Source organism: Geodermatophilus sp. SYSU D01105 (genome assembly GCF_054050095.1).
In genome coordinates, this window is record NZ_JBJGYR010000008.1 from 17,869 (window position 1) to 44,177 (window position 26,309).

At 73.9% G+C, this 26,309-nt stretch carries 19 protein-coding genes; 12 read left to right on the top strand and 7 right to left on the bottom strand.

Annotated features, from left to right (window positions below; all coding sequences use genetic code 11):
- Positions 1-132: 132 nt before the first annotated feature.
- Both ACI79I_RS09190 and ACI79I_RS09195 read left to right on the top strand, forming a co-directional pair.
- A complete protein-coding gene (locus ACI79I_RS09190; protein WP_456992011.1) occupies positions 133-1,350 on the top strand; it encodes a CaiB/BaiF CoA transferase family protein in 1,218 nt (405 codons plus the stop codon).
- Positions 1,351-1,372: 22 nt separating this feature from the next.
- Positions 1,373-2,290 (top strand): hydroxymethylglutaryl-CoA lyase, encoded by a 918-nt coding sequence (locus tag ACI79I_RS09195; protein WP_456992013.1) that lies wholly within the window; start codon positions 1,373-1,375, stop codon positions 2,288-2,290.
- A 56-nt stretch (positions 2,291-2,346) separates the two neighbouring features.
- Here ACI79I_RS09195 and ACI79I_RS09200 read toward each other — a convergent pair whose 3' ends face one another.
- Complete coding sequence (locus tag ACI79I_RS09200) at positions 2,347-4,326, bottom strand: aconitate hydratase (RefSeq protein ID WP_456992015.1); 1,980 nt, start codon at positions 4,324-4,326, stop codon at positions 2,347-2,349.
- A gap of 1 nt (position 4,327) precedes the next feature.
- On the bottom strand, positions 4,328-5,467 hold the full coding sequence (locus ACI79I_RS09205; protein WP_456992016.1) for a flavin reductase: 1,140 nt from the start codon (positions 5,465-5,467) through the stop codon (positions 4,328-4,330).
- A 257-nt stretch (positions 5,468-5,724) separates the two neighbouring features.
- Here ACI79I_RS09205 and ACI79I_RS09210 point away from each other — a divergent pair, with 257 nt between their 5' ends.
- The gene (locus ACI79I_RS09210; protein ID WP_456992017.1) at positions 5,725-6,864 is read left to right on the top strand and encodes an LLM class flavin-dependent oxidoreductase; all 1,140 of its coding nucleotides are present in this window, start codon (positions 5,725-5,727) and stop codon (positions 6,862-6,864) included.
- Between the two features lie 59 nt (positions 6,865-6,923).
- On the opposite strand, the gene ACI79I_RS09215 is transcribed toward ACI79I_RS09210, so the two are convergent.
- On the bottom strand, positions 6,924-7,943 hold the full coding sequence (locus tag ACI79I_RS09215) for an AraC family transcriptional regulator (RefSeq protein ID WP_456992018.1): 1,020 nt from the start codon (positions 7,941-7,943) through the stop codon (positions 6,924-6,926).
- Positions 7,944-8,192: 249 nt separating this feature from the next.
- Between ACI79I_RS09215 and ACI79I_RS09220 the strand changes: the two genes are divergently transcribed.
- Positions 8,193-9,197, top strand: coding sequence for an AraC-like ligand-binding domain-containing protein (locus tag ACI79I_RS09220; protein ID WP_456992203.1), 1,005 nt, complete (start codon positions 8,193-8,195; stop codon positions 9,195-9,197).
- A 68-nt stretch (positions 9,198-9,265) separates the two neighbouring features.
- Here the strand turns inward: ACI79I_RS09220 and ACI79I_RS09225 are convergent, their stop codons facing one another.
- Both ACI79I_RS09225 and ACI79I_RS09230 read right to left on the bottom strand, forming a co-directional pair.
- The gene (locus tag ACI79I_RS09225; RefSeq protein WP_456992019.1) at positions 9,266-9,808 is read right to left on the bottom strand and encodes an NAD(P)H-dependent oxidoreductase; all 543 of its coding nucleotides are present in this window, start codon (positions 9,806-9,808) and stop codon (positions 9,266-9,268) included.
- Between the two features lie 113 nt (positions 9,809-9,921).
- Positions 9,922-10,902, bottom strand: a complete 981-nt coding sequence (locus tag ACI79I_RS09230; protein ID WP_456992020.1) for a LysR family transcriptional regulator — start codon at positions 10,900-10,902, stop codon at positions 9,922-9,924.
- A gap of 103 nt (positions 10,903-11,005) precedes the next feature.
- Between ACI79I_RS09230 and ACI79I_RS09235 the strand changes: the two genes are divergently transcribed.
- Together ACI79I_RS09235 and ACI79I_RS09240 are read left to right on the top strand one after the other, a co-directional pair.
- The gene (locus ACI79I_RS09235) at positions 11,006-11,983 is read left to right on the top strand and encodes a fumarylacetoacetate hydrolase family protein (RefSeq protein WP_456992021.1); all 978 of its coding nucleotides are present in this window, start codon (positions 11,006-11,008) and stop codon (positions 11,981-11,983) included.
- 72 nt (positions 11,984-12,055) lie between these two features.
- On the top strand, positions 12,056-13,324 hold the full coding sequence (locus ACI79I_RS09240; RefSeq protein ID WP_456992022.1) for an LLM class flavin-dependent oxidoreductase: 1,269 nt from the start codon (positions 12,056-12,058) through the stop codon (positions 13,322-13,324).
- Positions 13,325-13,375: 51 nt separating this feature from the next.
- On the opposite strand, the gene ACI79I_RS09245 is transcribed toward ACI79I_RS09240, so the two are convergent.
- The gene (locus ACI79I_RS09245; RefSeq protein ID WP_456992023.1) at positions 13,376-14,170 is read right to left on the bottom strand and encodes an enoyl-CoA hydratase/isomerase family protein; all 795 of its coding nucleotides are present in this window, start codon (positions 14,168-14,170) and stop codon (positions 13,376-13,378) included.
- Positions 14,171-14,448: 278 nt separating this feature from the next.
- Between ACI79I_RS09245 and ACI79I_RS09250 the strand changes: the two genes are divergently transcribed.
- Positions 14,449-20,511 (top strand): DUF4011 domain-containing protein, encoded by a 6,063-nt coding sequence (locus ACI79I_RS09250; RefSeq protein ID WP_456992024.1) that lies wholly within the window; start codon positions 14,449-14,451, stop codon positions 20,509-20,511.
- 12 nt (positions 20,512-20,523) lie between these two features.
- On the opposite strand, the gene ACI79I_RS09255 is transcribed toward ACI79I_RS09250, so the two are convergent.
- Entirely contained in the window at positions 20,524-21,474 is a 951-nt protein-coding gene (locus ACI79I_RS09255) for a chitosanase (protein ID WP_456992025.1), read from the bottom strand.
- A gap of 159 nt (positions 21,475-21,633) precedes the next feature.
- On the opposite strand from ACI79I_RS09255, the gene ACI79I_RS09260 reads away from it, so the two are divergent.
- The 5 genes from ACI79I_RS09260 (at position 21,634) to ACI79I_RS09280 (ending at position 26,294) form a co-directional block, all read left to right on the top strand.
- Complete coding sequence (locus ACI79I_RS09260) at positions 21,634-22,737, top strand: serine/threonine-protein kinase (RefSeq protein WP_456992026.1); 1,104 nt, start codon at positions 21,634-21,636, stop codon at positions 22,735-22,737.
- 21 nt (positions 22,738-22,758) lie between these two features.
- A complete protein-coding gene (locus tag ACI79I_RS09265; RefSeq protein WP_456992027.1) occupies positions 22,759-22,896 on the top strand; it encodes a hypothetical protein in 138 nt (45 codons plus the stop codon).
- Positions 22,896-24,071, top strand: coding sequence for a TRAFAC clade GTPase domain-containing protein (locus ACI79I_RS09270; RefSeq protein WP_456992028.1), 1,176 nt, complete (start codon positions 22,896-22,898; stop codon positions 24,069-24,071). The genes ACI79I_RS09265 and ACI79I_RS09270 overlap by 1 nt, the downstream gene beginning before the upstream one ends.
- Complete coding sequence (locus ACI79I_RS09275) at positions 24,068-25,738, top strand: GAP1-N2 domain-containing protein (protein ID WP_456992029.1); 1,671 nt, start codon at positions 24,068-24,070, stop codon at positions 25,736-25,738. The genes ACI79I_RS09270 and ACI79I_RS09275 overlap by 4 nt, the downstream gene beginning before the upstream one ends.
- A 385-nt stretch (positions 25,739-26,123) precedes the next feature.
- Positions 26,124-26,294, top strand: coding sequence for a hypothetical protein (locus ACI79I_RS09280; RefSeq protein WP_456992030.1), 171 nt, complete (start codon positions 26,124-26,126; stop codon positions 26,292-26,294).
- Positions 26,295-26,309: the final 15 nt, after the last annotated feature.

Consider the following 26,309-nt stretch of genomic DNA (forward strand, 5'->3'; position numbering starts at 1 on the left):
CCCGGCCCCGGGGTCCGCGCTCCTCCGCGCGGACCCCGGGGCCGCCGTGTGCCACAGGGCCGTGCGCAGGATGGACAGTCCCGCGCGCCGGAGGGATAGACCCCCGCACCGGCGGTTCCTAGCGTTTCGGTCGTGGCCGACGACGTCTCCACCCCCGCCCTGACCGGCGTCCGCGTGCTCGAACTCGGTTCGATCATCGCCGGGCCCTTCTGCGGGCGGCTGCTCGCCGACCACGGGGCCGACGTCATCAAGATCGAGGCGCCCGGGGCGCCCGACCCCCTCCGCGAGTGGGGCCAGGCCGAGCAGGACGGGCACCACTTCTTCTGGACGGTGCACGCACGCAACAAGCGCTGCATCACCCTCGACCTCCACCGCCCGGAGGGGCAGGAGATCTTCCTGCGGCTCATCGACACCGCCGACGTCCTCGTGGAGAGCTTCCGACCCGGGACGCTCGAGAAGTGGGGGCTGGACCCCGAGGTCCTCGGCGCACGCAACCCGGGGCTGGTCCTGGCGCGGGTGTCCGGCTACGGCCAGACCGGTCCGGACAGCCGGCGTCCCGGATACGCGTCGGTGGCGGAGGCGGTGAGCGGCATGCGCTACCTCAACGGCTACCCGGGTGGTCCTCCCCCACGACCGGCCCTCTCGATCGGCGATTCACTGGCGGGCATGTTCGCCGCCCAGGGCGTCCTCATGGCTCTGCTGGCGCGTGAGCGTGGCCGGTGCACCGGCCAGGTCGTCGACGTGGCGCTCACCGAGTCCTGCCTGGCTCTCCTGGAGTCCAGCATCCCCGACTATGACCGGGGTGGTGTCGTGAGGGAACCGTCGGGCACACGGCTCACGGGCATCGCGCCGTCCAACCTGTACGAGTCGGCCGACGGGCGCTGGATGGTCATCGCGGCCAACCAGGACACCGTCTTCTCCCGGCTGTGCGCTGCCATGGACCGGCCCGAACTGGTCACCGACCCGCGGTTCCGTTCGCACACCGCCCGGGGCCGGCACCAGGACGAGATCGACGACATCGTCGCCGACTGGGCCCGGCGGCACGACGCGGCGACGCTCACGCGGGTGCTCGAGGACGCCGGCGTGGTCGTCGGCCCGGTCAACACGGTCGCCGAGGTCGTCGAGGACCCGCAGTTCCGGGCGCGGGAGATGCTCGTCCCCCACTTCGACGAGGCGATCGGCGCTGACGTGCTCGGCCCCGGGGTCGTGCCCAAGCTGACGGGCACTCCCGGGTCGGTCCGCTGGGCCGGCGCCCCGCACCCGGGTGCCCATAACGCCGAGGTGTACGGCGGACTCCTCGGACTCTCCGCCCCGCAGCTGCACGACCTCGAAGCAGCCGGCGTCATCTGACGCCCCGATCCGAGGAGGAACGGTGCACCTGCCCTCGACCGTCGACATCCGCGAGGTGGGCCTGCGCGACGGCCTCCAGCTGGAGGCGCCCGTCCCGACGGAAGCCAAGCTCGCCATCCTCGAGGCCGTCGCCGCGACCGGGGTCTCCCGGGTCGAGGTGACCTCCTTCGTGTCCCCGCGTGCCGTCCCGGCGATGGCAGACGCCGAGCAGGTGGTCGCCGAGCTGGGCCGCTGGCCGGACGTGCACTTCTCCGCGTTGGTGGCCGGGGCGGGCGGCGCCCGCCGCGCTGTCGCCGCCGGCATGCCGGAACTGGAGTACGTGATCTCGGCATCCGACGGACACAGCCAGGCGAACGCCGGCCGGACCACTGCCGAGGCGGTGGCCGCAGTGGCCGAGATCGCCGGGCTCGCGCACGACGCCGGCGGCCGGTGCGAGGCGATCATCGCCGTTGCCTGGGACTGCCCCTTCGACGGGCGCACACCCGTCGAGCGGGTCGTCGACGTCGCCCGCCGAGCGGTCGACCAGGGCGCCGACCAGCTGTGCCTGGGCGACACGATCGGCACCACCGTGCCCGGTCGGGTCATGGAGCTGCTGGACCGCGTCCGGGACGCCTGCCCCGGGGTCGAGGTGGGGGTGCACTTCCACAACACCCGCGGGTCCGGTCTGGCCAGCGTGATCGCCGCCGTCGACGCCGGCGTGACCCAGCTCGATGCCTCCGTGGGTGGCCTCGGCGGCTGTCCCTTCGCACCCGGCGCCAGCGGCAACATCGCCACCGAGGAGGTCGTCTACCTGCTCGAGGACTCGGGGGTCTCCACCGGCCTGGATCTCGACGCCGTGCTGCGGGCCGCTGCCGTGGTCGAGGATGCCGTCGGCCACCCCCTGACGAGCAACCTCTACCGGGCCGGCGGCCGCTCCCGGCCCCGGTCGGGCACGGTCTGATCCTGAACGGTCCGCTCCTGACCGGACGTCGGCACGTGATCCCGCGGCGGTGGCGTTCAGTCCGCGCCGGGGGCAGACCGTTCCGCGACGGGAGCCCGACCACCTGCGCGGATGTGGGCGAGCAGACCGCCCGCAGCGAGCACCGCGCGTTCGCGCGAGGTGAGCTGGAGCTCCAGCCTGAGCTGCTGCCCGCCGTCCACCTCCGCCGTCACGGTCTCCACGCCGCCGGTGACGGCCGCGGCCAGGCCCGGGATGCGAACGTGCTGCCCCTGCTCGGCCAGCGCGTCCCCCTCCGCGGCGGCGAAGACCAGCGGCACGATGCCGACCCCGATGAGGTTGCGCCGGTGGATGCGGGCATAGCTGCGGGCAACCACGGCACGGATCCCGAGGTGCAGCGGGGAGAGCGCCGCGTGCTCCCTCGATGAGCCCTGCCCGTAGTTGTGCCCTGCCACGACCAGCCCGCCACCCCACCGGAGTGCCCGATCGTGGAAGTCCGGATCGATCCGCCGGAACATGAATCGAGCGCAGTCGGCGATGTTCGACCACGTGGACATGGCGATGGCGCCGTCCGCGGCCAGATCCCCTGTCGATATGTCGTCCCCGACGACGATGACCACACGCCCGTCGAGGTCCTCCGGCAGCGGCCCCGGCAGCGGCGGTGGCACGAGGTTCTCCCCGCGCTCGATCACGACCGCGCGGCGCTCGGCCTCGGGGAGCACCTCGGTGACGTGCCGCTCGTGCAGCTCCGGGTTCGGCGGCGCAGCGGGTCGCAGCGGCGGCCGATCGAGGGTCCGAGGATCGGTGATGGTGCCGGTCAGCGCGCTGGCCGCGGCCGTCGACGGCGAGCACAGGTAGACCAGGTCCTCCGCGGTCCCGCTGCGCCCGGGGAAGTTCCGGTTGAAGGTCCGCAGCGACGGCTTGCCCTTGGCCGGCGCCTGACCGATGCCGACGCAGGGCCCGCAGATGGGCTCGAGCATCCGGGCGCCGGAGCCGAGCAGGTCCTGGTACACCCCTGACCGCATGATGATGTCGAGGATCTGCCGCGAGCCCGGCGTGACGGTGAGCTGGATGCCGGGACTCACCGTGCGGTCCCGCAGGGCGGCGGCGACGGTGGCCAGGTCCTCGTAGGCGCTGTTCACCGACGAGCCCACACACACCTGCACGAGCTCGGTCCCGGCCACCTCCGCGACGGGCACCACGTTGCCCGGCGACTGCGGCACCGCCACGAGCGGCCCGAGGGCGGACAGGTCGATGTGCTCGTAGGCGTCGCACTCGGCGCCGGGGTCGGCGGCCAGTGGTCGGAAGTCACGTTCCCGGCCCTGGTCGGCCAGCCAGCGGCGGGTCTCCTCGTCGGAGGGGAAGACCGCCGTGGTGGCGCCGGTCTCCATCGCCATGTTGCAGATGGTCGCCCGCCCGGTCGTCGGCAGGCCCGCGACTCCGTCGCCGAAGAACTCGAACACAGCGCCGGTGCCGCCCCGGACGCCGTGGCGACGGAGGAGCTCGAGGATCACGTCCTTGGCCTCGACCGCCGGCCCCAGCCGGCCGGTCACCTCGACGCCGATCACCCGGGGGCACGGCAGGTCGAAGCCGTAGCCCGCCATCGCGACGGCGACCTCCAGACCGCCGGCTCCGGTGGCGAACATGCCCAGGGCGCCGGAGGTGGTGGTGTGCGAGTCGGCGCCGACCAGCAGTTCGCCGGGCCGGGCGAACCGTTCGATGTGGATGTAGTGCGAGATGCCGTGGCCCGGCGGGGAGAAGCGCAGGCCGTACCGCTGCGAGAACGAGCGCAGGTACCGGTGGTCCTGCATGTTCCTGTCGTCGATCTGCAGGACGTTGTGGTCGACGTACATGACCGCCAGCGGGACGGCGACGTCGTCGGCACCGAGGAGTTCGAACTGCATCCCGGTCATCGTGCCGGTGGCGTCCTCGACGAGGACCTGGTCGACGGCGACGCGGATGTCCTGCCCGGGCACCAGGTCCCCGTCGACAAGGTGGCTGCGGAGCAGCTTGTGCGTGAGGTTCACCGGGTGCGCCACGTCAGACCTCTCCGCCGGCTTCCGTGATGCGCCGGCGCGCGAGCTCCTTCACCTGGTCACGGTGCTGGTAGATGAGTCGCTTGGCCTCCACGAGGTCGCCGGCGCGGTAGGCCTCGACCAGCTGCGCGTGGTGGACGACGTCGAACTCCTCCCACCATGGGCGCTCGGCCATCGTGCGCGTCCAGAAGGCCGGGATACCCAGGCGCTCGTAGGACTCGCTCAGGTGGGAGCACCCGGCCAGTGACACCAGCTGCCGGTGGAAGGCGTGGCTGGTGTGGAGGAAGGCCGTGAGGTCGGGGGCCTCGCTCCGGACGATCTGCGCCAGGTCGTCGGCCAGCTGTGCCAGGTGGTCGAGCGACTCGCCGCCGATCGTCCCCACCGTCTGGTCGACGACGCCGACCTCGATCGTGCACCGCGCGTCGAACAGCTGCTCAGCGGCCTCGGCGGTCAGCGGGTTGACGACGTACCCCTCCGGCCGGCGCGACACGAGGTCGTCGGTGGCGAGCTTGGTCAGCGCGTAGTAGATCCGCTGGGCATCGACGTCAAGTTCCGCCGCCAGCCGTTGCGGGTCCAGCGGCTGCCCGGCCGGGAGGGTGCGCTCGATGACGCGCTTGCGGAGGTCGCGGTAGGCGGCCTCGTCCAGGGCGCTCTCGAGCCTGCCGAAGCGACCGCGGAAGTAGGTGAGCGGCGCTCCCTCCATGCCCGCCGCCTCCTTCACCCGTCCCAGGAAGACGGTGTGGGTGCCTCCGGTGACCGTCTCGTCCACCTCGCACTCCAGGTGGGCGAGCGCGTCCTCCACCAGCGGGATCCCGGTGCGCCCGCGCTGGATGCCCACGCCGGCGAACTTGTCCTGGCCCTTCTTGGCGAACTGGTAGGCGACCTTCCCCTGGTGCTCGGCCAGGATGTTGACCCCGAACACGCCGGATTCGAGGATCGCGGCCTGCGTGTCGCTGGTCTTGTTCAGGCAGATGAGGAGCATCGGCGGCTCCATCGACAGCGAGGTCACCGCGCTGGCGGTGGTACCGAAGTCGGCGCCGCCCGCCGTCGTCGTGATGACCGTGACGCCGCTGGCGAAGCGGCCGATGACGTCGCGGAAGACCTCGTCCGCGAGGACCGTCCGGGTACCGGCGCTTCCGGTCATCGCCGCCTCCTCCTCCTACGGTGTGGCGCGCGCCACAACGGGTGTCCATCGACGGTAGGAAGTGCCGGCCCGGCCGACTATCCCGCCAGCGAACGCTCATGACCGCAGAGCGCACGTCCCCGGATCCGCCGACGTGGCGCGGACAGCCGCTGTCGCGCGCGGGATAGGCCGCAGGTGTGACCCCGCTTACGTTCGGATCGCGGCGACCGGCCGCCCGGTGGAACGGTCGCGCAGCCTGACGAGGGAGGAAGACCAGCGTGACGCTGCCCATGCACGAGGCCGACGGCCTGCTCGGCAAGTACAAGCCCGTTCGCGAGAACCCGGTGTTCAACGACCAGAAGATGAAGCTCGGCATCTTCTCGGCCAACTGCAGCGGCGGCGTGATCATGAGTCACGAGCCGACCGGCTTCCGGGTCACCTGGGACCAGCAGCTCGAGATCGCCCGCACAGCCGACCGGCTCGGCATGGAGGCGATGGTGCCGGTCGGCCGGTGGACCGGTTTCGGCGGGGAGACCAACTTCAACGGGGTCTGCTTCGAGACCTACACCTGGGCGGCGGGCCTGGCCCAGGCAACGGAGGACATCGGCGTCTTCACCACCACCCACGTGCCGACCGTCCACCCGATCGTCGCGGCGAAGATGGCGACCACCATCGACCACATCTCGAACGGCCGGTTCGGGATGAACCTGGTGATGGGCTGGTTCACCCCCGAGATGGAGCTGTTCGGGCGCAAGCAGCTCGAGCACGACGAGCGCTACGCCTACGGCCAGGAGTGGCTGGACTTCGCCCAGCGGTTGTGGAACGAGCCGGGCAACTTCGACTTCGACGGGAAGTACTTCCAGTCGAAGAACGCCCACGCCTATCCCAAGCCGGTCCAGGACCCGCGCCCCGCGCTGCTCAACGCCGGCGCCTCCCCCGCCGGTCAGGACTTCTCCGCCCGCAACGTCGACGTCAACCTGATCGCGCTGCCGACCGAGGAGGTCCCGGCCTACGTCAAGGGCATCAAGGGCCTGGCCAACGACAAGTACGAGCGCGACATCGACGTCTGGACCTACTGCCTCGTCGTCTGCCGGGAGACCGAGAAGGAGGCGCGGGAGGCCCACCAAGCGATCATCGACAAGGGCGACTGGCCCGGCGCGCAGATCATCATGGATGTGCTGGGCCTGGAGAGTCAGTCGTTCGGCACTCAGATCAAGCAGTTCCAGGAGCGGTTCATCGCCGGGTGGGGCGGCCCCAACCTGGTCGGCACGCCGGAGCAGATCGTCGAGCAGTTCGCCGAGCTCAGCGAGGCCGGCATGAGCGGCGCGATCTTCGGCTTCCTCGACTACGCCAAGGAGCTGAAGGAGTTCGGCGACGAGGTCATGCCGCTGATGCGCAAGCACGGCCTGCGGCACTGACGACCGCGGCGGGAGGCGCCGCACTCCAGAGGACGGGTGCGGCCGCCCTCCCGCGTCGTTCAGCCGACGGACTGGGCGCGGCGCGCGGTCTGCGAGGGCAGGACGCCGAAGCGCTCCCGGTACTGCTGGGCGAAGCGGCCCAGGTGGAAGAACCCCCACTTCATCGCCACGTCGGTGACGGGGGCGGTGCCGGCCGTGGCGAGCAGCTCGGCGTGCACCCGGTCGAGGCGGACGGCACGCACGTACGCGGTCGGGGACATGCCCACGACCTCCTTGAAGCCCCGCTGCAGGGCGCGGGCGGTGGTACCGGCGGCGTGCGCCAGCTCGGCCAGCGTGAGGTCCCGCTCGGGGTGGGCCTCGATCAGCTCGACGACCCGCCGGACGTGCCCGTGCCGCACCGGCGGGTCCGGCGCCCGCAGCAGGTCGGCGTAGTTGTTCGGGACGGTGAGCAGCAGCTGGGTGAGGACCAGGGACTCCAGCTGGTCGCGCGCCGTGGGCATGGTGGCGATGCCGCCGGGCCGGGCCAGCTCCTGGCGCAGGAAGTGCACGGTCGAGAGCAGCGCCTGCCCGGTCGCCGACACCAGGTCGAAGCCGAGGTCGAACTCGATCGGCCGCTCGACCGGCTGGTTGATCAGCTTGCCCAGGTGCGCCTCGACCGACCGCCGCGGCAGCTTGACGGCGTACTGGATCGCGTCCGGGCTCCAGCGGACGGTGAACGGGTCGGTCGGGTTGAACAGGACGCCGCGTCGCGTGGCCTCGGTCGCGGCCCAGCGGCCGTGCTGGGACACCATCGTCTGGCCGTGCAGCGTCAGGTTCATGTGGTAGCAGTCGCGCATCGGCGGCACGAGCAGCTCGGCGTCGGCCCCGTAGACCAGGTGGCCCACGGTGAGCCGTTCGGAGGCCAGGTAGCGCAGCCGGAAGTCCAGTACCCGCCCGTCCCGCGTCTCCAGGTCGTGCGGGATGTAGACGTCGGTGATGTAGTGCCGGGCCTGCTCGAGGTCCCGCGTAACCAGCAGCGGGTCCGGGGCGTCTCCCCCACCGGCGTGCACGGCGCGCACCTCGACGTCGTCTCGGGTCATGGCAGCCTCTCCGGTGGAGCCGCGTCCGCTCCCCGCTCGGTGCGGTGGTCGACCGCGCGGACCGCCCGGCGCAGCCACCTCACAATAGGTACCGCGTGATCGGGGTCACCATCCACGAAACGACGGTGCTGTCCGCGGAACGACGGTCCCCCGGCGGGCAGCGGCCCAGCACGTCGCGGACCGGATAGCCGCCGTCCCGTCACCGGTCGTAGGTTCGCGGTGACGGGCGAGGGGTCGTCGGGGGTGAGGATGGTGCTGCGGGAGCAATCCGGGGAACCGCTGGCCCGCTTCGCGACGATGCGGACCCGCGACGTCGGCGAGGCCGAGCGCGTGGTGGCCGGCGCCTACGTCCCGCACTGTCTCACGGCCGACAGTGTGCTCGACGCCCGGCTCAACGTCGTCTCCTCGGGCGGCATCACGATCGGCTACCTCCGGTACGGGGCCGACGCCCGGCTCACCGTCCCGGCGATGGTCGACGCCTTCCACGTGAACCTGACCCTGACCGGGACGACGACGGTGCGGCAGGCGCGGGCCGAGGTGCGGACCGCCGCCGGCCGGAGCGGCGTCATGATCTCCCCCACCCGCCCGGCCACGGTGGACTGGTCGGCGGACGCGACCCAGTTCGCGATGAAGATCGGCCGGCAGTCGCTGGAGTCACAACTCTCGGCGCTGCTGCACGACGCGCTGAGCCGGCCGCTGCGGTTCTCTCTCGCCGTCGACCTGCAGTCCTCCGCCGGCGCGGCGCTGCTCACCGCGACCCGGTTCCTGGTCGCGCAGCTGGAGCTCCACGAGCCGGCGGAGCCCCTCGTCCAGCAGCAGATGGAGTCCTTCTTCCTCACCCAGGTGCTGCTCGGCATCCCGAACAGCTACAGCGGCCGGCTCTCGGCCGCGGCCGGCCCCATCGGTCGCTTCGCGCTCGACGAGGCGATCGACTACATCGAGGCGTACCCCGAGCGCCCCCTCGGGTTGGCCGAGCTCGCCACCGTCGCGGGCACCACGGCGAGCGCCCTGCGCGCCGCCTTCCGGGACGAGCTGGGCACCACTCCGGCCGAGTACGTGCGCGCGGTTCGCTTGGCGCGGGCGCGCGCCGAGCTGCTCGGCGGCGACCCGTCCGTCAGGTCGCTCAGCGTGCTGGCCGCACGCTGGGGGTTCCCCGCCGTGGAGCAGTTCGCCGCCCAGTACCAGGCTCGCTACGGACAGGACCCCGCGGTCGTCCTGCGCTCGGCGAACTCCGGCGCGACACCCGACGGGTAGGGCGCGCCCCCGCACCGCTAGCCGCCGACCCTGCCGGCTCCCGGGTCCCGGGTCCCCCGTGCGGTTGCTCAGACCTGTGGCCGCAGGCCGCCCAACGCTGCCGACGCGCGCACCGCGGCGGTCAGGTCGGCCAGCGCCGCGCCGTGCGCGGCGGTCAGCGAGACGCTGTCCTCGGTGAGGGTGCTGCGGTCGACGTAACCGCTGTGGTCGAGGTACAGCCCGGGGGACAGCACCTGGACAGCGAAGAAGCCCGAGAGCACGTCACGCAGGTCGTTGACGGCCAGGAAGTGGTGGCCGCTGGCTCCCGTGAGGACGACGGCCGCCGCCTTGCCCTGCAACGGTGCGGTCGTCTCCCCCCACTTGCCGCGCTCGGTGCCCTCCAGCACGCCCTTGAGGAGCGAGCTGTACGTGGCTCGGTACACGGGACTGCCGAAGACGACGCCGTCGGTGGCGTCGATGGCCGCCGTCACCTCGGCCATGGGGGTCTCGCTGAGCTCGAGCAGCCGTGTGGCGGCACCCTGCTCCTCCGCGCCAGCGAGGATGCCCGCCACCGCCGTGGCGGTCCGCCCGCCCGCCTCGGGGCCGCCCACCAGTCCGAGGATCATCGTCATCCGGCCTCCCTGCCCGTGTGCACGTCCGGTGGACGGCACGCCTGCCCTGAGGTCACCGAGGGTAAGAACCGACACACCTGTCCGGTATCCGCTGGCCGCCGTTCGTCCAGCCGCTAGGCGCCCCACTCCCAGCGCCCGGACTGCGTGCCGGCCAGGTACGGAGACCCCCGGGAAAGCCAACCCTCGGCCACGGCAGCCTCCAGCGCGGTGTCCACGAAGCGCCGGACCGCCGCCCCGGCGCCCGGTCGCCAGTAGAGCTGGACGGGGATGAGCGTGGCCGGCTCGACCGGCCGCCACACGAAACCCTCGGGCACCGGGTCGAACTGGGTCGCGAAGGCCACCGAGAACGCCCGGCCGGCGGCGATCTCCGCGCGGGCGGCGGGATCGCGGTGGAACAGCGCCGAGGTCAGGTACTCGAACTCGGAGATGGGGCCCCGGAACCCGTGGCCCCGGAAGGAGTCGACCACCTGGTCGAAGAAGTCCGGTGAGAAGCGCCGGGGCCAGATGGCAAGGGTGAGGTCGGCGAGCTGCTCGACGGCGAGGACGGGCTCGGCCGCCAGCGGGTGCCGCTCCCCCAGCACGACCCCGATCGGCTCCTCACGCAGGCGCACCGACTCCAGGTCGTCGTCCACCGTCGCGGGGCGGGCCATCCCCGCGTCGACCCGGCCGCACCGGACCGCCTCGAGGCTCTCGGTCTGCCACATCTTGCACATCTGCAGCGAGAGACCGGGCGCCCGCTCGCGCACAGCGGCGACGAGGTGGGGCAGGGTCTCGTTGACCAGGGTGGGGGTGTAGGAGATGACCAGCCGTCCGCTCTGCCCGGCGGCGACCCGCCGGGTCTCCTCGGCCGCAGTCGCCACCAGCTGCAGGATCGGCCGGGCGTGCTCCAGCAGCGCGACCCCCGCCTCGCTCAGCTCCACGCGGCGGGTGGTGCGACGGAAGAGCTCGACCCCGAGCTCGCGCTCCAGTTGCCGCACCTGCGCGCTCATCGACTGCTGGGCCAGGTGCAGCCTGCGGGCCGCGCGGGAGAAGTTCAGCTCCTCGGCGACGGCGACGAACGCGCGCAGGTGCCGGAGCTGGAGGTCGTCGGCCACCGCCTGCCTCCTCCGGGCCACGGATCCACCACGCTAGATGGTGGATCGACCAGGAACCACTGTTACCCACGTCACATGCCCGGACCGTAGGTTCGCTCCGTCGGTGGTCACCGGGGACGCCCGGATCGGAGGCAGCGCCGTGCAGCTGGTCAGCTATCGCACCGGGGACGGCGCCCTCCGCCCCGGTGTCCTCGACGGGGAGCGGGTCGTGGACGTCGTCGACGCGGCCGCCAGCCGCCCCGGCAGCGGCCCGGTGGCCGACTCGGTGCTCGCCCTGCTGCGCCTCGGCGACGCGGGACTGGACCTGGCCCGCGAGTGCCTCGACCGGTCGCGGACCACCGGCGACTTCGCCGTCCCCGCGAGCGAGGTCCGCCTGGCCGCGCCGCTGCCCCGCCCGAACTCGATGCGCGACTTCATGCTCGTCGAGGAGCACGTCATGAACAGCTTCGGCACCGTGCCGGACGAGTGGTACCGGCTGCCGATCCACTGGAAGGGCAACCCGGACACCGTCATCGGCCCGGACGACGAGGTGCCCTGGCCGCACTACACCGACAAGCTGGACTTCGAGCTCGAGGTGGCGGCCGTCCTGGGCAAGCCGGCGTCCCGGGTGACCCCGGAGCAGGCGCTGGACTGCATCGCCGGATACACGATCTTCAACGACTGGAGCGCCCGCGACATCCAGTTCCGCGAGATGGAGGTGCGGCTCGGCCCGGCGTTCGGCAAGGACTTCGCGACCTCCCTCGGGCCCACCCTGACCACGGCCGACTCGATCGACATCACGACCGCCCGGATGAGTGCGCGGGTCAACGGCGAGACCTGGTCCGAGGGCAACCTCGGCGCGATGGTCTTCAGCTTCGCCGAGGTGGTCTCGACGCTCTCGGTGGACCAGCCGCTGCAGCCCGGCGACGTCTTCGGCGGCGGCACGATCGGCCGCGGCTGCGGCCTGGAGATGGACCGGTGGATCGCACCGGGGGACGTCGTCGAACTGGAGGTCGAGGGCATCGGCGTCCTGCGCAACCCCGTGGGCGAGAAGCGGCCGGCACCCGGTTTCGGCATCGACCTCGGTCCCCGCGCCGGCTGACCGTCCGCCCCGACTGCACGTCGCGGCCTGCACCCGGCAGACCGCCGTCCGGCAAGCATTGGAGTGGTCCCCGTGCCCGAAGTGATCCTGCAGGTCTATCCCACCCTCGGCGACGAGCAGGAGATGGCCGCCCGCCGACCGATCGGCCGGGACAACGACGCCTACCAGCGGATGCTCGAGAGCCTGGTCGAACTGGTGAAGGCCGCCGACGACCTCGGCTACTGGGGCATCACCCACGTCGAGCACCACATGCACTCGGAGGGCATGGAGATCTCGCCCGCCCCCGTGATGCTCAACCTCTACCTGGGGCAGCACACCAGGCGGCTCCGGCACGGGCAGCTCGGCCTGGTCCTCCCCGCGCACGACCCGATCCGGCTGGCGGAGGAGATCGCCATCGTCGACCACATGCTCAAGGGCCGGCTGTTCGTCGGCATGGCCCGTGGCTACCAGGCGCGGTGGCAGAACATCCTCGGCCAGCGGTTCGGGGTGACCTCGACGGCCTCGGACATGAGCGAGGCAGACCAGCGGAACCGGCTGCTCTTCTCCGAGAACTTCGCGATCATGAAGAAGGCGTGGACGGAGCCGCTGCTGCAGTACGACGGCCCGACCTACCAGGTCCCCTTCCCGGTCGAAGGCATCCCGAACTGGCCGCCGGCCGACACGATCACCCGCCCCTACGGGCAGCCCGGCGAGGTGGACGAGCACGGCACGATCAAGGGCGTCAGCGTGGTGCCGCGGCCGTACCAGAGCCCCCACCCGCAGCTGTTCCAGGCCTTCGGCGCCAGCCCGGGGACGCTGCGCTGGTGCGGCGAGGAGGACGTCACCCCGACCATCCTCATGGGCTCGCACGAGAAGCTGCGCCAGCTCATGGACATCTACGTGGAGGGGGCCACCTCACGGGGCCGCAACCCCCGCTTCGGCGAGGGCATCGGCGTCTGCCGCACCTTCTACGTCTACCCGAACGGGACGCCGGAGGACGAGGTGCGCGCCCGCATCCGGGAGAGCGTGGACCGCTACGAGAAGCCGGTCTGGCAGGGCTGGTACGAGCAGTTCGGCTTCATGGAGGGCGCTCGCTACGACGGCGAGGAGGGACCGGTGCCCAAGCCCGGTGAGCACCTCGCCGACCGGCTCATCAACAGCGGGCTGCTCATCGGCGGCACGGTCGACGACGTCAAGCGGCAGGTCGGGGACTTCCTCACGAAGCTGCCCATCGACTACTTCGTGTGGCTGTTCCACTGGGGGATGATCCCGCGCGACGAGGGCCTGCAGATGCTCGAGCTCTTCTCGACGGAGATCATGCCCGAGTTCGGGCTCGCCGAGGCCGGCACCGGCCAGGCCTGACCCCCGAGCGGCCGGAGGCGCCCGTCGACGGCGCCTCCGGTCCCTCGCGGCCTAGCGGCCGGTCCACCGCGGCGGGCGCTTCTCGAGGTGGGCGGCGATGCCCTCCCGGCGGTCCTCGGACAGGTACGGGTTGGGCCCGACGTCGAGCCGCAGCGCCTGCCACAGCGGCAGCTCCAGGGCCTTGACCGCGGTTTCCTTCATGCGGCGGATCGAGATCGGCGCGTTGGCGGCGATGGTCTCGGCGAGCCGCAGCGCCGTGGGCAGGACGTCGTCGGCCGGCACGAGCCGGTTGACCAGGCCCCAGCGCTCGGCGACCTCGCTGGTCACGTACTCGCCGGTGTAGAGCATCTCCAGGGCGATCCCCATGGGGATCCGCTTGGGCAGGACGACGGAGCCGAAGTTGGCACCCATCCCGATCTTCGCCTCGGGCAGGCCCATCGGGACGCCGGCCGCCGCCACCCGCAGGTCGCAGGCCAGGGCGAGCTCGAACCCGCCGGCCACCGCCGCGCCGTTGACCGCGGCGACGATCGGGACCGGCGTCTCGCTGACCACCTCGAACAGCGAGCGGGTGGGCCGGTTCATCGGCGGGCGGAAGCGCTCCCCCCGCCGGTCGCCCTCGCGGATCTCCTTGAGGTCGAAGCCGGCGCAGAACGCCGGGCCGGTGCCGGTGAGCACGACCGCCCGCACGTCGCCGTCCTCCCCGCAGCGGAGCAGCTCCTCGACCAGGTCGGCCTGGAGGGCGCTGGAGAGCGCGTTGCGGCGCTCCGGGCGGTCGAGGGTCAGCAGGCGGACGTGCCCGCGGTCCTCGATGACCAGTCCCGACTCCCGCCGTCCGGTTCCACTCATGCCGGCCAACCTCTCACGAACCGGCGGCGTGCACTCCCGACCGCGGTGGTGTGCGGTCCCGGCGCACGACGGCCCCGGGAACGCGCCGCCACCGCACACGACCCGGGTTCCGAGGTCGATCGGAACCGGCCCGTATCGGCGCCCCGAGACGGCTTCGTGACCCTCCGGAGGTGTCCCGGCGGTGATCCGTGGTCAGACGGGCAGCACCCGTCACACCCGCCCCAGACGCCTCCGCCGCCTGACCGGACCGGTCCGTCCGTGCCGGTAGACAGGAGGCCATGAGCACCACGGACCTCCGGCCCACCGATCCCAGCACCCGGCCGGCCGTGGCGATCCAGGCGACCTCCACCCCGGTGCTCAGCTACGCCCTGGCCCACAACTGGGTCCCGGTGGTCTCCCGGCTGGCGTTCACCAACCACGGCGGGCCGGTCCGCGCGGCCACGGTGAAGCTCGGCGTCCGCGACGCGGAGGGGCCGATCGGCAGCGCCGTCGAGGTGCTCGTCGACCTCGACGCCGGCCAGACGACGGTGCTCAGCGACGTCGGCCTGGTCATGGACCCCGCCGCGATGCTGCAGATCGAGGAGCAGCGCCCCGGCTCGATCGAGATCGACCTCCTGGCCGACGGCGAGGACATCGGCGGGACCGCCGTCCCCGTGCAGGTGCTGGCCGCCAACCAGTGGCTGGCCGCGCCGGTCCCGCTGGCGCTGGAGATGCTCGCCGCGCACGTCCTGCCCAACCACCCGACGATCACCACGCTGATCGGCGAGGCCGGCGCCCTGCTGGAGGAGCGCACCGGCAGCGGGTCGGTGCAGGGCTACCAGTCCGGCCCCGAGCGGGTCGACGAGATCGTCGCCGCGGTCACCGAGGCGATGCGGCGCCGCGAGATCCGCTACAGCGAGCCGCCGGCCAGCTGGGCCGACGTCGGCCAGAAGGTGCGCACCCCCGGCGACGTCCTCGACGGGCGGGTGGGCACCTGCCTGGACACCGTGGTCGTCCTCGCCGCCGCCCTGGAGCAGGCGGGCATCCGGCCGATGCTGTGGCTGGCCGAGGGGCACGCCTTCCTCGGCTACTGGAGGGAGGAGCGCAGCGCGGAGAGCGCCGCGACCACCGACGTCGCGCCGCTGGTCAACCTGGTCGACCTCGGGCTCATCCGGCTGGTCGAGACCACCCTGCTCACCAGCCGGGGCGCGGCCGAGGCCGACCTGCACCGGAGCGCGTACGACGCCTGGCTGGCCGGCGACCTGGACCGGGTGCTCGGCGTGACCGACGTCCACCGCGCCCGGCGCGACGGCATCGTGCCGCTGCCGGCCCGCACGCGGGGCCTGGACGGCGCGGTGCAGGTCTTCGAGTACCGGCCCGCGGTGCACAGCGTCGCCGCCACGCCGGTCGAGCGGGTGGCGGTGCCGTCGGCCCCGGGCCGCGGTGACATCCCCGCGCGGGTGCAGCAGTGGAAGAACAGCCTGCTCGACCTCTCCCTGCGCAACCGGCTGATCAACTACACCGAGCGCGCCGGCCTGCCCCTGGCCGTCCCGGCCGACTCGCTGGCGACCCTGGAGAACCTGCTGCACACCGGCACGGCCGTGCAGCTGCTGCCCAACGACCGGATCGCCGCCGTCCACCGCGAGCGCGGCCTGCGGTCGGCGGCCGAGCTGCCCGCCGACTCCCTCGCCGAGCTGCTGGTCGAGCGGAAGGGCGTGCACGCCGACGTCACCGAGGGCGGCTACCTGCCCCGGCTGCGGAACCTGGCCTACAAGGCCAAGACCGTGCGGGAGGAGACCGGCGCCAACAACCTCTACCTGGCGCTGGGCAGCCTGGTCTGGGAGCTCGACGGCCGGCCGCTGCGCTCGCCCCTGGTGCTGGTCCCGGTCACGCTCACCCCGACCAGCCGCAACGGCGTGTACAAGCTCACCCTCGACGAGACCGGCAGCAGCACGCCCAACTACTGCCTGCTGGAGAAGCTGCGGCAGGTGCACGGGCTGACCGTGCCGGGCCTCATCGAACCCGCCGAGGACGGCGCGGGCATCGACCTCGACCGCGCCCTGCAGGCCATGCGCCAGGCGCTGGCCGACGCCGCCCTCCCCCACCGCGTCGAGCCGACCGCCGACCTGGCCGTCCTCCAGTTCGCCAAGTACCGGCTGTGGAAGGACCTCGACGAGCACTGGGCCGACTTCACCGCCAACCCGCTGGTCGCCCACCTGGTGCACGAGCCGACCGAGCCCTTCGCCGACCCGGTGCCGGACACCGCCGGCCGGGTCGACCTCGACGAGCTCGCCGCCTCCTGCCCGGTGCCGGCCGACGCCTCGCAGCTGCGCGCGGTCGCCGAGGCCGCGGCCGGCCGCACGTTCGTGCTCGAGGGCCCGCCCGGCACCGGCAAGTCGCAGACGATCACCAACCTGCTCACCCGCGCGGTGGCCGACGGCAAGAAGGTGCTGTTCGTCGCCGAGAAGCGGGCGGCGCTGGACGTCGTCGCGCGCCGGCTGGACGCGGTGGGCATGGGCCCGTTCGCGCTGGACCTCCACGACAAGGGCAGCAAGGCGTCGGTGGTGCGGGCGCAGATCCAGGCCGCGCTCGAGCACGCGGTCGCCGTCGACGAGCAGGGCCTGGCCGCCGACGGGGAGGACCTCCGCTCCGCCCGCCGCACCCTGGCCCGCTACGCCGACCGGCTGCACGCCGAGAACGCCGCCGGGCTGTCGTTCTACTCGGCGCGGACGGCGGTGCTGTCGGTGCGCGACGGCGTCCCCGCGCTGCCGCTGCCGACGCCGTTCGTGGCCGCCGCGTCGGCCGAGACGATGACCGCGGTGCGCCGGGCGCTGGCCCTGCTGCCCGACATCGCCGACCTGGTGCGCCCCTCCCCGCGGCACGCCTGGGCGTTCGTCGACACCGCGCGGGTGGACCTGCTCGCCGCGCAGCAGGCCGCGGCCGCCGTCGACCAGGCCATCCGCGAGCTGCCCGCCGAGCCGCACCTGGCCCGGGTGCTGCGCGAGGTGCGCACGCCCTCGGACCTCGACGCGCTCGCCCACGTCCTCTCCGGCCCGCGGACGACGCTGGACGTCCTCGACGAGGTGCCCACCGAGCGGTGGACCGTGGCGACGACGACCGTGCTCGGTGAGGTCGCCGCGTTCTCCTCCGCCGTCCACCCGGGCATGGAGCTGGCCACGCCGGCCGCGCTGGCGCTGCCGCTGGCCGATCTGTACGTCGCCGCGCAGACCGCGCAGGCCGGCCGCTGGCTGGCCCGCCGCAAGGGACTGCGCGCCGTCCGCGACCAGCTGGCCCCCGTCCTGCGGCCGGGTGTGAAGGTCAAGCTCAAGGACGTCCCGGAGCTGACCGCCGCGCTGTGGCGGGTGCAGACCGCGGCCGCCGGCATCGTCGCCCGCGCCTCGGTCATCCCGGGCCTGTCCGTGCCGCCCACCTGGAACCCGCTGGCCGAGCCCGAGCTGCTGGTCGGCCAGGTCGAGTGGCTGGAGCGGGCCGGCACCGCCACCGACAGCGCCAGCGAGTTCGCCGTCGCGCTGCGCCGCTGGGTCGTCCAGGGCCCCGGCCCGGACGCCGCCGCGGCCACCGCGATCGCCCGGCTGCGCGCCGCGGTCACCGCGCTGCTGCGGGTGTGCAGCAGCGACGAGCGGCGGCTGGCCGACTGGGCCGGGGACGACGGGCTGGTGCTGCGCTGGCAGATGACCCGCCCCGAGCGCGGGGTGGAGCACACCGGGCTGATGTCGCTGCGCCGCTGGGCGGACTTCATCGACACCCTCGAGCCGCTGCGCGCCGCCGGCCTGCACGAGGCGCGCGCGCTGCTGGTGCGCGGGGAGCTGCCCGCCGACGACGCGGTCCGCGCCTTCGAGCACGGGATGGCCCGGGCCTCGGTGGACGAGCGCCGCGGCGCCTCCGGCCTCGACGGGTTCGACGCCGACGTCCACGAGAAGGCCATCGTCCGGTTCACCGCGGCCTCCCGGGCGGTGCGCGAGCACCTGCGGACCGCGCTGCCGGGCTCGGTGCTGGCCTCCCGGCCCTTCGACGCCGCCAGCGGCAACGGCCAGGTCGGCGCGCTGCAGCGGGAGCTGGCCAAGTCCCGCAGCCGGCTGGGTGTGCGCGGGCTGCTCGCGCAGTACGGCGAGCTGGTCACCGCGGTCATGCCGTGCGTGCTGGTCAGCCCCGACTCGGTGGCGCGGTTCTTCCCGGCCGAGGCGGGCCTGTTCGACCTGGTCGTCTTCGACGAGGCCTCGCAGATCCGGGTGGCCGACGCCGTCGGGGCGCTGGGCCGGGCGAAGGCGGCGGTCGTCGTCGGCGACAGCAAGCAGATGCCGCCGACGTCGTTCATGGAGCCGTCGTCCGGCTCGGCCGAGGACGACGCCATCGAGCTGTTGGGCACCGCGGTGGAGGACGAGGAGTCGATCCTCTCCGAGTGCGTCCAGGCGCGGGTGCCGCGGCAGTGGCTGTCCTGGCACTACCGCAGCCAGGACGAGTCGCTGATCGCGTTCAGCAACGCCAACTACTACGAGAACCGGCTCTCCTCGTTCCCCGCGCCGACCCACGGCCGGCCCTCGGCGGACGTCGACGGCCGCGGCATCTCGCTGGTGCGGGTCAACGGCACCTTCCACCGCTCGGGCGCCGGGCGGCTGCTGCGCACCAACCCGATGGAGGCCAAGGCCGTCGTCGCGGAGATCCGCCGCCGGTTCGACGCCTCCCCGGACGTCCTCCCCTCGATCGGCGTCGTGACGTTCAACGCGCAGCAGCGGGCCTACATCGAGGGGCTGCTGCGCGACGCCGGCGACGAGCGGCTGGTCGAGGCCCTGGACCGCACCGACGGCGAGGGCCTGTTCGTCAAGAACCTGGAGAACGTGCAGGGCGACGAGCGCGACGTGGTGCTCTTCTCCACCGGGTTCAGCGTCAACGACCGCGGCTTCCTGCCGCTGAACTTCGGCCCGCTCAACCGGGTCGGGGGCGAGCGGCGGCTCAACGTCGCGGTCACCCGCGCCCGCCGCCAGGTCGTCGTCTTCACCTCGTTCGACCCGTCCCAGCTGCGCGCCGAGCAGACCTCGTCGGTCGGCGTGAAGCACCTGCGCGCCTACCTCGACCTGGCCGCGCTCGGCACCGACGCGCTGCCTCGGGACGCCCGCCCGGTGGCCGTCCCCGACCGGCACCGCGAGGAGATCGCGGCGGCGCTGCGCGAGCGCGGGCTGGTGGTGCACACCGACGTCGGCCTGTCGGAGTTCCGGGTGGACCTCTCGGTCGCCCGGGCCGACGCTCCCGACGCGCCGGTGATGGCCGTGCTGCTGGACGGGCCGGCGTGGGCGCGGCGGCGGACCGTCGGCGACCGCGACGGCCTGCCGGTGGAGGTGCTGTCCGGCATGCTGCGCTGGCCCGCCGTCGAGCGGGTCTGGCTGCCGACCTGGCTGCGCGACCGCGAGGCGGTGCTCGACCGCCTGGCCGCCGCCGTCGCCGCCGTCCCGGCTCCCGAGCCGCCCGCCCCGGCCGCCGCGCCTCCCTCGGTCGCCGTCGCGCAGCCCGAGGACGTCGCGGAGCCCGAGCACGTCTCGGTGCCGGTGGTCGTGCCCGCGCCCGCCGGGCCGCCGGCCTCCGAGGTGCGGTCCGTCGCCCCGCTGCGCGCAGCGGCCCCCGCGGTGATCGACGTGCCGGTCGCCGGGCCCGCCCCGGTCGCCGAGCCCGCCCCGGGAGCCGAGGCCGCCCCGGGAGCCGAGGCCGCTCCGGGAGCCGACGCCGCCCCGGCCGCGGCGGCGGCACCGGCCCGGCCCGCCCGCCGGGCGCTGAGGAAGGTGCCGGCCGAGCCCCTGCTCGAGGGCGAGGTCCCGTTCGTCCCCTGGGTGCCCAAGACCGCCGGGGAGCGCAAGCTGCTCGACCAGCTCTCCGACGCGCGCGTGGCCCGCACGGTCAAGCGCGTGCTGGGCGCCGGCATCCGGGTCGAGGGGCCGATCCACCGCGACCGGCTGGCCCGCCTGGCCGGCAGCGCCTTCGGGCTCACCCGCGTCAGCGAGGCCCGCCGCGACGCGCTGCTCGGGCTGCTGCCGCCGGGGGCCCTCGACGGCGAGTTCGTCTGGCCCGAGGCGACCGACCGCGCCACCTGGTCGGCCTTCCGCCGCCAGGCCGCCAGCACCGACCGGCCGCTGGAGCACGTCGCGCCGGAGGAGGTCGGCAACGCCATGGTCGCGCTGTGCCGGGCGAGCGCGGGGATGACCCCCGACGAGCTGTTCCTGCGGACGGCGGAGGTCTTCGGCTACCGCCGCCGGACGCCGTCGCTGGCTCCGCTGCTGGAGTCGGCGCTGACCCGGGTGCTCGACGCCGGCCGGCTCACCCGCCAGGAGTCCGGGCTGCTCACCGTGGTCTGACCGCGGCCGGGGTCAGGGGATGCGGTAGTCGTCCCCGTAGGTCGACCAGCGGAGCGGCACGTTGAGGTGGAGGTTGCCCTCCTCGAGGAAGACCCGCTGTGCGTCGTCCACCCGGCTGGTGTCGCGGTGCGCGCGCTCGGCCTGCATCGCCTCGACCCGCGCGTCCAGGAAGGCCTCGAGCCACTCGGTCTCGTCGCCGCCCTGGGACGGCGGGCTGGCCACGGCCAGCGCGGCCGCGCGGATGCCGCCGAAGCTGAGCCGGTCGTCGCCGGGCCCGTGCACGACCATGGCGTCGAAGTAGGCGAACTGGCCCAGGGCGTGCACGCCGTCGGCCAGCGCCTGCTGCACCGCCGGGTCGAAGTAGGCCTGGTCGACCACGTGGTCCTGCGCGGCCTGGAACTGCGGGTCGCGGGCGGCGGCCCGCCAGTCGGCGACGAACGCCGACCCGAGGCCCTCCCGGGTCACGTCGCCCATGCCGAGCTCCTCCTGCACGCGCAGCGCGGGCAGGTACTGCTCGAGCCGGTTGCCGGGCGCGATCGACGTGTAGTACTCGATGAGCCGGGTCATGTCGCCGCAGCCGCTGCAGAAGCCGACGAGGCCGGCGGTGTAGCCGCGGTTCTCCTCGGCGACGCCCTCGACGTCCCACTCGATGTAGCCGTACTGGCCGCGCCAGTCCAGCGTCGAGTTCTCCGCGCTGGAGATCAACTGCATCGCCACGTCCCGCTTGGCCGGGTCGGTGAGGTCGGAGGTGTCCACCGGTGTCGGGCTCGCCTCCGCGGTCGGGGCCGGCGCGGTGTCGGGGTCCCCGCCGACGCGGGCGACGACGACCACGAGGAGCACGAGCAGCACCGCCAGCCCGGCCGCCCCGAGGGCCAGGACGACCGACGGCGAGGGACCGCGCCGCGGGGCCCGGTGCGAGGTGCGGACGGTGTCCGGCCGGGAGCCGGTGCCGACACTGCTCATCAACGCCCCTGACCTGGCCGAGATCGTTCGCTTCCGCAACAACTCGGTTGTACCCGCGAATCCCGGGGCCGTGCGGGGTGGGGCGGAACTCCATGGATGTTCACAGGTTGGCGATCTACGGTCGGGGTCCGCCTGCCGACGACAGGGAGGGCGCCGCACGTGGACGAGGCACTCGACCCCACCGGAGCCGTCGCCGACCTCGCCGGGACCCGCCAGGTCGAGCTGCTCGAGCCCGGCGACCCCTCCTCCATCGGGCCCTACGAGCTGCTCTGCCGGCTGCCCCGCGGCGGCCAGGGCGCGGACGTCTTCGTCGGCTCGACCGGGCCGGACAGCCCGCTGGTCGTCATCAAGCGGCTGCCCGAGGCCGCGCCCGAGCTGGCCCGCAAGCGGCTGGCGCGGGAGGTGGAGAACGCCGCCCGGGTGAAGAGCTCCCGGGTGGCCCGCATCGTCGACCAGGACCTCACCGCCGACGCGCCGTACTACGTGCAGGAGTACGTGACCGGCACGCCGCTGGACGAGTTCCTGGCCCGCCGCTCGGCCGGGCTCAACGCCGAGGAGCTGCGCCGGATCGCGATCGGCCTGCTCCGCGCGCTGCGGGACGTCCACGCCGCGGGCGTCGTCCACCGGGACGTGAAGCCGGGCAACATCATCATCTCCGGCGCCGACGTCTGGCTCGTCGACTTCGGCATCAGCCGCTACATCGGCCCGGAGCCGCCGTCGGGCACCTCGACCACCGGCATCGCCGCGCTGGGCACCAAGCTGTTCGCCAGCCCCGAGCAGCTGCAGGGCGCGGTGCTCACCGAGGCCAGCGACGTCTACAGCTGGGGCATGGTGATCGCCTACGCCGCCGGCGCGGTCCACCCGGTGGACCCCGACGACACCATGCCCGACTCCGACTACTTCCTCGCGCTGCGCGCGGGCCGGCTCAACCTCTCCCTCGTGCCGCCCAACCTGCTCGACAGCGTCTCCGCCGCGCTGAAGTTCGCCCCCGAGAAGCGCCCGTCGGTGGCCAGGCTGGCCAAGCAGGTCGAGCAGCACACCCGGTGGCTGGGCGGGACCTCGCAGATCGCCGACCCGCGGACGACGATGCGCGACCTGCAGTCGGTGGGGGCGGTCGTCGAGGCGGCGCGCTACGAGCTGGGCCGGCTGGAACGCGCGGTCGCCGACACCTGGGCCGGCTTCGCCGTGGCGATGGCGGTGGCGGTCGTCCTCGGGATCCTCGCGGGCCTCGTGCTCGCCGTCGCCTACCACCTGGTCTTCTAGCGCAAGGAGGTCTCCCCGACCGTGTCCGGACTGTACGAGCGGGCCCTGGCCCAGCAGCGCCTCGACGCGCGGCGGCACCGCTACCGCGAGCGGCAGCGGGTGCTGCTGGCGGTGTTCTGCGCGGTCGCCGTCGTCTTCTTCGTCGTCTTCGTCCGCTGATGGCGGTGAAGCGCCGGGTCTGCCCCCGCTGCCTCGAGCCCCTGTCCACGCCCGTGTGGCGGGACGCCCACGGGGTCGCGCACCGGCCGCCGGTCGAGCGCCGCACCCGGTGGCAGCGGTTCCTCGAACCGCTGCGCGCCGACCCGGTGCCGCCGCCCACCCCCAAGGACGCCGCCGGCGCGGCCGCGGCCAACGTCAGCCCCACCTGCCCGCGGGGGCACCGGCTGCCGCCGGACTACCTCGACCGGCCCACGATCGTCGTCGGCCTTGTCGGGCTGACCGGCGCGTCGAAGAGCACCTACCTGACCGTGCTCATCGACCTGCTGCACGAGGGGGCCCTGGCGCCGCTCGGCATCTCGGTGGAGATGGACGAGGAGAGCGCCGCCCGGTTCGACGACTACCGCTACCGGCTGATGGTGCAGCGCCGGCAGCTGCCGCTGACCCTGCCGCTCCTCGGCGAGGGCAGCTCACCGGAGCCGTTCATGCTGGTCCTGCGCGGCACCGGCCGCAGCGGCGCGGAGCGGGCGGTGAACCTGGTTTTCTTCGACGCCTCGGGCGAGCAGCTCTACCGCGCCGAGGACATGGGCCAGTACGGGAAGTTCCTCTACGCGGCGTCCTCGGTGCTGGTGCTGCTCTCCCCCGGCGTCTTCCCCCGGCTGCGCCACCTGGCCGACCCGGGCGAGGAGTCGATGGGCCTGGCCCGGCACACGCAGATGGTCGTCAACCTGGCCAACCTGCTGCGCAGCGCGCGCAACCTGCACCAGGACAGCCCGCTGACCGGCGTCTCGGCAGCCGTGGTGCTCACCAAGGCGGACAAGCTGCGCGGCCTCCCCGACTTCCCCACCGACACCCTGCGCGACACCGACCTGGCCGCGCGGCCGCTCGCGCACTGGTTCGGCGAGGTGCGGGACACCAGCTCCCGGCTGGTCGACTTCCTCGAGCTCAGCGGCGGCTCCAACCTGCTCACCGCGGTGCTCAACCGGCTGCCGCGGCCGACCGTGCACGCGGTGTCGGCCACCGGCGCGGACGCCAAGGACGGCGGCTACCCGGAGATCGCCCCGGTCGGCTGCCTGGACCCGCTGCTGGTCCTCCTGGCCCGCCACGGCTTCCTCTCCGAGGAGGGCCTCGACCCGGAGGAGGCCGGCTCGGCGCCGTACCGCGAGTGGTCCGGATGAGCGGCCGGACCTGCGCGCAGGCGATCTACACCTCGGCCCCCCGGACGCTGGAGGGCCCGGGCTTCGGCGTCTTCGCGCACTCGGCGGACTGGCCGGCCGAGGTGGGCCGCACCCGCAAGGCGCTCGGCGCGCTGATCGGGTTCACCCCCGACGCCACCGAGACCTTCGGGCTGGTGCACCGTCCCGGCGGCCGGCTGCTGCACCGCACGGTCGCCGCGAGCGCCGACGGCTTCGGCCGCCCCGGCAACTACCTGGTGCACCTGCTCTGGGACGACGGCGCCCGGCTGGGCGTCCGCGAGCTGCTGGCGCTGCGCCGGGCCGGGCGGTTCCTCGACGGGCTGCCCGAGGGCGCCACCCCGACCGACGAGCTGCCGCCGCTGCGGGTGCCGGCGGCCGACCGCACCGTGCCGGTGCTGACCACCGACGAGGTCGACGCCCTCACCCCGAGCCTGGCCCGGCTGCTCGCGGTGCTCGCCGCCGGCGAGGGCGTCTGTCCGCTGCCGCGCCGGACGCCGTCGGGCCGGGAGGTCGCCGACGTCCTGTTCGACGTCCTGCCGCGGGCGCTGACGGCTGGGGTCTCGCTGACGGCCGGCCCGCGGGCGGACGACGGCGACACCGCCCCGGTGCGCGTGGAGCTCTCCGACGCCCTGCCGCGGTCGGCGGCGCGCGCGGCCGACACCGAGCGGGCCCGCACCCTGCTCGAGGCGGCGAGCAAGGGAGAGCTGGCACCGGACCCGGTCGGCGACCTGCGCCGGCTGGACGCGTGGCTGTTCGCCGACGCCTGGGCCGAGCAGGACGCCCCCGAGCTGACCGGCGAGCAGGTGGCGTGCGTGCTCGACTCCGAGGCCGGCCCGCGGTGGCTGGCCCGCGGGCGCAACGCCGCCGCCGCGCTGGAGCTGGCCGGCAGCGACCGGACCGTGGCCGCGTCCCTGCGGACGGCGGTCGGGCAGTCGCCGGTCGCCGCCGAGCGGGTGCGCGGCGGTGTGCTGACCGCCCTGCTCGACGAGGTGTTCGACGGCGCCGAGGGCCCCGCCGAGCAGGCGGTGGAGATCGCCGGGCTCACCCAGGGCGACCTGTGCGCCGCCCTGGCCGCCGAGGTCGCCCGCGGCCGGCGGATCACCACCCTGGACCGGGCGGCGGGCCTGCTCGTCGAGCAGGCGCTGAGCCTCGGCATCGCGCTGCCGCTGCTGGAGCTGACCGACGACGCCTGGGAGCTGGCGCTGCTCGCGACCCGCCGGCGCGTGGTCGGCGACGCGCTCGCCGCGCAGTGGCGGCGGGCCGGCGTCCCGTGGGAGGAGCCGCAGAGGACGCTGTTCGGGCACCTGCTGCTGGCCGACGTCGGCTGGCTGGCCCGGCTGGAGGGGGCCGTTCCGCAGTCGGGACTGCCGCCGGTGCTGCGCTGGGCCGCGCTGCGGATGGACGTCCCCGGCGTCGAGAGGCTCGCCGCCGCGGTGGCCACCGGCGGCACCGCGGGCAACGGCTGGGCGCTGCGGGAGGTCGTCTTCGGTTCCGAACTGCCGGCCGCGGACGTCGACGGCATCCTCGCCCGGCAGCTGGCCCTGCTGCTGGTGGACGACGGCTGGCCGGCCGACCTCGCGGAGTCCTTCGCCCGCAGCCGCGGCGCCGACGACGACATGCCCCGCCGGCGCCGCCGCCGTCCCGACTGAGCAGGTACCCCACCGGACCCGCCCTCCCGACCGACCAGCGGCTCCCGGCCGGCGCTGGCGCCGGCGTCGTCCCGACCGACCCGGTACCCCGGCGGGTGCTCGTGCTCTGCCTGCCGTGGGCATGCAGAGCACGAGCACGCTGGGACCGACCCCTCCCCGGTCGACCTCACCTCCCCGGGAACTCGTGCTCTGCGTGCCGTGGGCCCGCGGAGCACGAGCACGCCAGGACCTCTGCCCACCCGACCCGGCCGAGGGCGGGGGCAGGGCACGAACGCTGTCCTGTTCGGCTCCGGCTGACCCAGCGGTCACACCCGTCCCTGCCACCCCGGGGGCACCGGGCCCGGCTTCTACGCTCGGGGTCGACCACGCGCGGAAGGACATCATCGTGGCCCGACACCTGCTCGACGAGACCGCAGAGTTCCGGATGCCCACCCTCGGGCGGCATGCGGCCGACGACGAGGACACCCAGGCCGACCTGACCCAGCGGCTGGACGGGATCGCCCGCCGGCAGCCGCCGGTCGGACACCGCCGGCACGGCGACGACCGGGCCGAGTAGGACCGGCGTCCGGCC

What these genes read in the sequence shown, in the direction of transcription:
- ACI79I_RS09270 (WP_456992028.1), top strand. Translation starts at nt 22,896, where the DNA reads ATGGCGGTGAAGCGCCGGGTCTGCCCCCGCTGCCTCGAGCCCCTGTCC.
- ACI79I_RS09245 (WP_456992023.1), bottom strand. Translation starts at nt 14,170, where the DNA reads ATGAGTGGAACCGGACGGCGGGAGTCGGGACTGGTCATCGAGGACCGC.
- ACI79I_RS09225 (WP_456992019.1), bottom strand. Translation starts at nt 9,808, where the DNA reads ATGACGATGATCCTCGGACTGGTGGGCGGCCCCGAGGCGGGCGGGCGG.
- ACI79I_RS09220 (WP_456992203.1), top strand. Translation starts at nt 8,193, where the DNA reads ATGGTGCTGCGGGAGCAATCCGGGGAACCGCTGGCCCGCTTCGCGACG.
- ACI79I_RS09250 (WP_456992024.1), top strand. Translation starts at nt 14,449, where the DNA reads ATGAGCACCACGGACCTCCGGCCCACCGATCCCAGCACCCGGCCGGCC.
- ACI79I_RS09205 (WP_456992016.1), bottom strand. Translation starts at nt 5,467, where the DNA reads ATGACCGGAAGCGCCGGTACCCGGACGGTCCTCGCGGACGAGGTCTTC.
- ACI79I_RS09215 (WP_456992018.1), bottom strand. Translation starts at nt 7,943, where the DNA reads ATGACCCGAGACGACGTCGAGGTGCGCGCCGTGCACGCCGGTGGGGGA.
- ACI79I_RS09275 (WP_456992029.1), top strand. Translation starts at nt 24,068, where the DNA reads ATGAGCGGCCGGACCTGCGCGCAGGCGATCTACACCTCGGCCCCCCGG.
- ACI79I_RS09255 (WP_456992025.1), bottom strand. Translation starts at nt 21,474, where the DNA reads ATGAGCAGTGTCGGCACCGGCTCCCGGCCGGACACCGTCCGCACCTCG.